At 40.0% G+C, this 4,100-nt stretch carries 5 protein-coding genes; all 5 read left to right on the top strand.

The window, feature by feature from the left end; genetic code table 11:
• Positions 1-440: 440 nt before the first annotated feature.
• The 5 genes from ACO6VE_RS23955 (at position 441) to ACO6VE_RS23935 (ending at position 4,100) form a co-directional block, all read left to right on the top strand.
• Positions 441-734, top strand: a complete 294-nt coding sequence (locus ACO6VE_RS23955) for a hypothetical protein (RefSeq protein WP_422463969.1) — start codon at positions 441-443, stop codon at positions 732-734.
• Between the two features lie 750 nt (positions 735-1,484).
• Positions 1,485-1,883: a hypothetical protein gene (locus ACO6VE_RS23950; protein ID WP_422463967.1), complete on the top strand. Its 399-nt coding sequence runs from the start codon at positions 1,485-1,487 to the stop codon at positions 1,881-1,883.
• Positions 1,884-2,569: 686 nt separating this feature from the next.
• The gene (locus ACO6VE_RS23945) at positions 2,570-2,923 is read left to right on the top strand and encodes a hypothetical protein (RefSeq protein WP_422463965.1); all 354 of its coding nucleotides are present in this window, start codon (positions 2,570-2,572) and stop codon (positions 2,921-2,923) included.
• Between the two features lie 76 nt (positions 2,924-2,999).
• Positions 3,000-3,653 carry a tyrosine-type recombinase/integrase gene (locus ACO6VE_RS23940; protein WP_422463963.1) on the top strand — a complete coding sequence of 218 codons (654 nt, stop codon included), beginning with the start codon at positions 3,000-3,002 and terminating at the stop codon, positions 3,651-3,653.
• Between the two features lie 69 nt (positions 3,654-3,722).
• Positions 3,723-4,100, top strand: coding sequence for a hypothetical protein (locus ACO6VE_RS23935; protein ID WP_422463961.1), 378 nt, complete (start codon positions 3,723-3,725; stop codon positions 4,098-4,100).

The following is a 4,100-nucleotide window of genomic DNA, read 5'->3' as shown; positions in this document are numbered from 1 at the left end:
TCAGGCTACAAATAAAGGAGGGCAGTGCTTGGGTAAGCGGAGGTGTTCACGCTTACCAGAATTAGCGTTCACGTTTACCAGAATATGCATGGAGATGAGGTGACGTTATTCACTTCAATACCTGTTGCCAATAATCAAAAGTCTCCTTTGCCGTCTATGGCTCTCAAGGATAGCTTTGTTACTCTGATCGCTCGTGGTAATTCATTCTGTGATGTCTACGTGACAATCGGAATGTTTAACATGGGGTTTGAGCTGGAACATCGTGAATACAAAGATGAAGCTGACCCAAAGAAGGGTAATCGCCCGGTTCAATGCTTCAGATATTATGGTTGAGTTCTCATAAATTTATAAAGGTGTAACTATATAATAGTTTAATATTATAAGAGAAGTACCCCCTCTGGGGTGTACCTCGTATGGCGAGATTGCTATGGCAATACTGTGTGGACACATCCACCTCTTCGAGGATGGAGGAGTGTCCCATCGCCAAGGAGAAAGGTCGCAATCACAGATTGCTCAACCAGCTACCGTCATCAATTCTAAACAATCTCAAGGATCAAATGAAAGAACAACTAAAACATGATGTCAACGTTGTTAAGGCATATCAACAAATGTTTGAACATCGAATGACTCAATGGTTAAACCACAACAATCAATACATGACTGAAGAGTTTCTCAATGGTCTGGATAAGATTGTTAAGATCAGTTCAAAGGACTTTGTAAATCTCTACAAATAGACTGCAATGGGTAACTACCCATCAACGACAAATTAGCGTCCTGCAACTGGTACATTGCAAGGACTTCAAAATCTAAACTGCCAGAAAAAAGAGGAGTTGATATGTGAAAACAATAGATAATCTTCATTTCCCATACAACATTCTATTCAGAAATCTATGGCAATCATCAGAATCAAGAACAATGGCAATCACATACGGAAATTGCAAATATCCGTTTCTTGAACAAGACACATTCTACGATTTCTTGATTACAGACATGTTGAAAATCTGTTTAATTAACAATTGGAAATATAACTCTGTTGACAGAGGAAATTACGATTACATCAACGTAAGAGTCCCTTCAGCTGACCCAATAATTTCGCCTGAAGCCATCCAGTTGTCATATCAGCTCTCTAAACGACTAAAAGCTAGGAATATATCCGGCTGGTAGCGTAGCAGACTCACAGCAGACTCTGTCTGCGCCTGAACAAACAAGGAGAACTCATGTTCCTATCAAACCTCAAGAAGTCCAATTCAAGATACAACGAACAAATGTCATCTTCTGGATTCCCTTTCCAAGCTCAAATACATCTCCATGACAATCACTGGACAATGTATTCTCGTAATTACTATGAAGACAATACAATGCTCCAAGCATTGTCTGACATCTCGAAGATCAATTCCTCGTTCGCATATAATCATGCTGGTGAACTTGGAGATTTGAATCTTCCTATCGAATCAACATCAATCCTAGTTGTAAAGGAGTAAACTATGGCAAATCCAAATCCAATTCCACACTTCAATAAAGAGAACGCAGCCGAACTAGGTGCAAGAGGTGGTCGTGCATCTGGTCAATACATTCCAAAAGGCGAAACCAAACTCTCTATGCAAATGAAATCGAAAGACCTAATGGAACGTGCTGTCAACAATGGTCTAGACCCAATCGATGCAATGCTAAATCGGTATAAGCTCCTCGTAAATAAAATGAATAAAGCAATCGAACGTGCTGGTGATGATGGTGATGTCGAAGACTACATCACTGCTAAGGAACTGTCTCTTCTAGACGAGTACAGCTTCAAACTTATGCCCTATCTACTCGCTAAACCCGCTCCATCTAAAACGGAAGAACCTAAATCTGATGATGATTGGTCATTCCTAGATGATATCTGATCTGCGAAGCTGGCTCACAGGCGACATCTGTCGCCGCCTGAAACGACAATTCATTAAACTCATATAAAAGCCATTAAACTGTATGTAATCTGGTTGTTGTTCTAGTTGAATCAATAGCTGCTAATAATGAATGTGTGTTCTGTAGTCCTTGATAATAGTGTGGTGTCGTTGTTGTGTGTCTGCTCCAGCAATGCAGACAACCCATTGCTCCACACAAGCCAGACAACAGGAACATTCCTCAAGCCCTGCACTGCGTCGCTTCCAGACAACCACTGCATATCATCCAGTCCACACAAGGGAGACGACAGATAGCTGTATGTCTGGTAGAGGTGGAGTATCTATATGTCTGTAGACCACGCTGCTGTAGGTGTTCGTATGTTCTGTTGTCTCTTTAGATACTAAACGTAACATCTGTTGTGGGACATACATTAATCATATGCAATATGCATTCAGACAGTGTATGCCTCACCCATGCAGACCACGCAGTGCAGGAGACAACGAGAGCCTAGGAGGGCGGAGGGGAGGGTAGGCTCGGCTAGTGCATGAGAGACATGTGTTAATCGAATGTGCGAGATATCCCCCAATTTTATACAGCGAAGAATGTGTTCTGCTCTATAGATGATCCCACCAATTTTCGAAGAATTCCCAATTTCAGAGAGTATATTAAGATACCCTCAAGGAGAAATATGCCTTATTCTGATTATTCCCCTGAAGTCCAGCAAATCGTGGACGACATCATAGAGACTTCTGAGGAAGTCCCTTTATTTTCCATCATTGATTCTATACTTGAACATTTTTCCAGTAGAGATGAGGCGAAAGAAGCAATCAAGATAAATGCTCAACAGCTAGGTTTTTCTGACAAGCCTGTGAAAGCTGATAGAGCATCTGAACAATTCAAAAGAATATCCCGATGGATCAGTATTAACAAACCAGACAAATTGCGTGTGCGAGATATAGAGCATTTATTCGAACACTGCAAAGACCCATCTAATTCAGCCAAGTGTTGGATTTATAAGAACAGGAAAATATTCGGCTTGTAATCTGCAATGCATTTACCTGCAAACTGCATATAGTATAATCACCTTATTGTTACGGCAGTTGTCGTATGAGGTAATTATGACTGTATCAGCTATTCAGCGAATCAAAGACAAAGAACTTTTCCTCACTACTCTCGAAGAAATGGGGCAGGATAAAGAAGCAGCCTTCAAATCATTAGTTTGTTATTTAGTGCAGATGAACACAGGACTTCGTAATATTGATGTCATTAATCTGAAGTGGTCTGATCTAGGTATTTCTGACATTGCTTACATTGATCATCTGATTGAACAGAAAACTAAGAAGGTTCAAGTAGCACTGGTCATTAACGGAATCGCTTTTCAGAAGCTTATGGAATTGCGTAAGAGATGCCCTAACGATGTGTATGTATTCGAAGGTAATAGTCGTCGTTCAAAGGGTAAACCAATCACTCGTAAGACAGTAACCGGATATTTGAAGATTGCTGAAGAGAAGAGTGGAATCCAAGTTAAAATTGGAACTCACTCAGCGAGAAAGACTTATGCATTTGAAAGCTGGTTATATGGTTGTCAAGAAGACGAAACAATCAAGGAAGCAATGAACCATTCAACTGTGAAAATGACGCAAAGATACTCAGGAACAGTTGAGTGGCATAAAAAGGCAGCAAATTTGTCAGTAATCAATACAGGATATGGCGCACCTATGAAAGTTGAAGTGAGTGCAAGAAGTTTAGCGTTGGAATACGCTCAGAGTTGATTGTGTAACTACTTGGATAATTATCTTTTCCTCTCAAATATAATTTCAGCCGTTTAAATGGGTTTCATAATGAAGAAAATTGCTACTGCTACATTGATTGCTGTTTTATCAACTAATTCTTTCGCTTCTGATTCAGATTGGCTTGATAGCCATATGCTTAAATCTTATGAAATGATTTATGGAAAGGAGAAAGCCAGAGAGGTGATGGAAGAAAATAGACGAAAACTTGATATGCCTAAAATTGAATCTGAATATCATGAATATGACGATTATACAGAATATAATCTTCAGGTTGGAGGACTTCTATTCACTTGTACAAATAGAGCTAACAGTAGTGTTTCGTTCAGGCAGTACGGAATGCATATTCTGGTAAACGTGAACGCTAATTCTGGTAAGCGTGAACACCTCCGCTTACCCAAGCACTGCCCTCCTTTATTTGTAGCCTGA

The organism is Endozoicomonas sp. ALB115 (genome assembly GCF_049310245.1).
Lineage (GTDB): Bacteria > Pseudomonadota > Gammaproteobacteria > Pseudomonadales > Endozoicomonadaceae > Endozoicomonas.
This window is presented reverse-complemented; position numbering and strand designations above follow the sequence as displayed.

Coding starts and splice junctions, on each gene's coding strand:
- ACO6VE_RS23950 (WP_422463967.1), top strand. CDS start 1,485: ATGGCAAATCCAAATCCAATTCCACACTTCAATAAAGAGAACGCAGCC.
- ACO6VE_RS23945 (WP_422463965.1), top strand. CDS start 2,570: ATGCCTTATTCTGATTATTCCCCTGAAGTCCAGCAAATCGTGGACGAC.
- ACO6VE_RS23940 (WP_422463963.1), top strand. CDS start 3,000: ATGACTGTATCAGCTATTCAGCGAATCAAAGACAAAGAACTTTTCCTC.
- ACO6VE_RS23935 (WP_422463961.1), top strand. CDS start 3,723: ATGAAGAAAATTGCTACTGCTACATTGATTGCTGTTTTATCAACTAAT.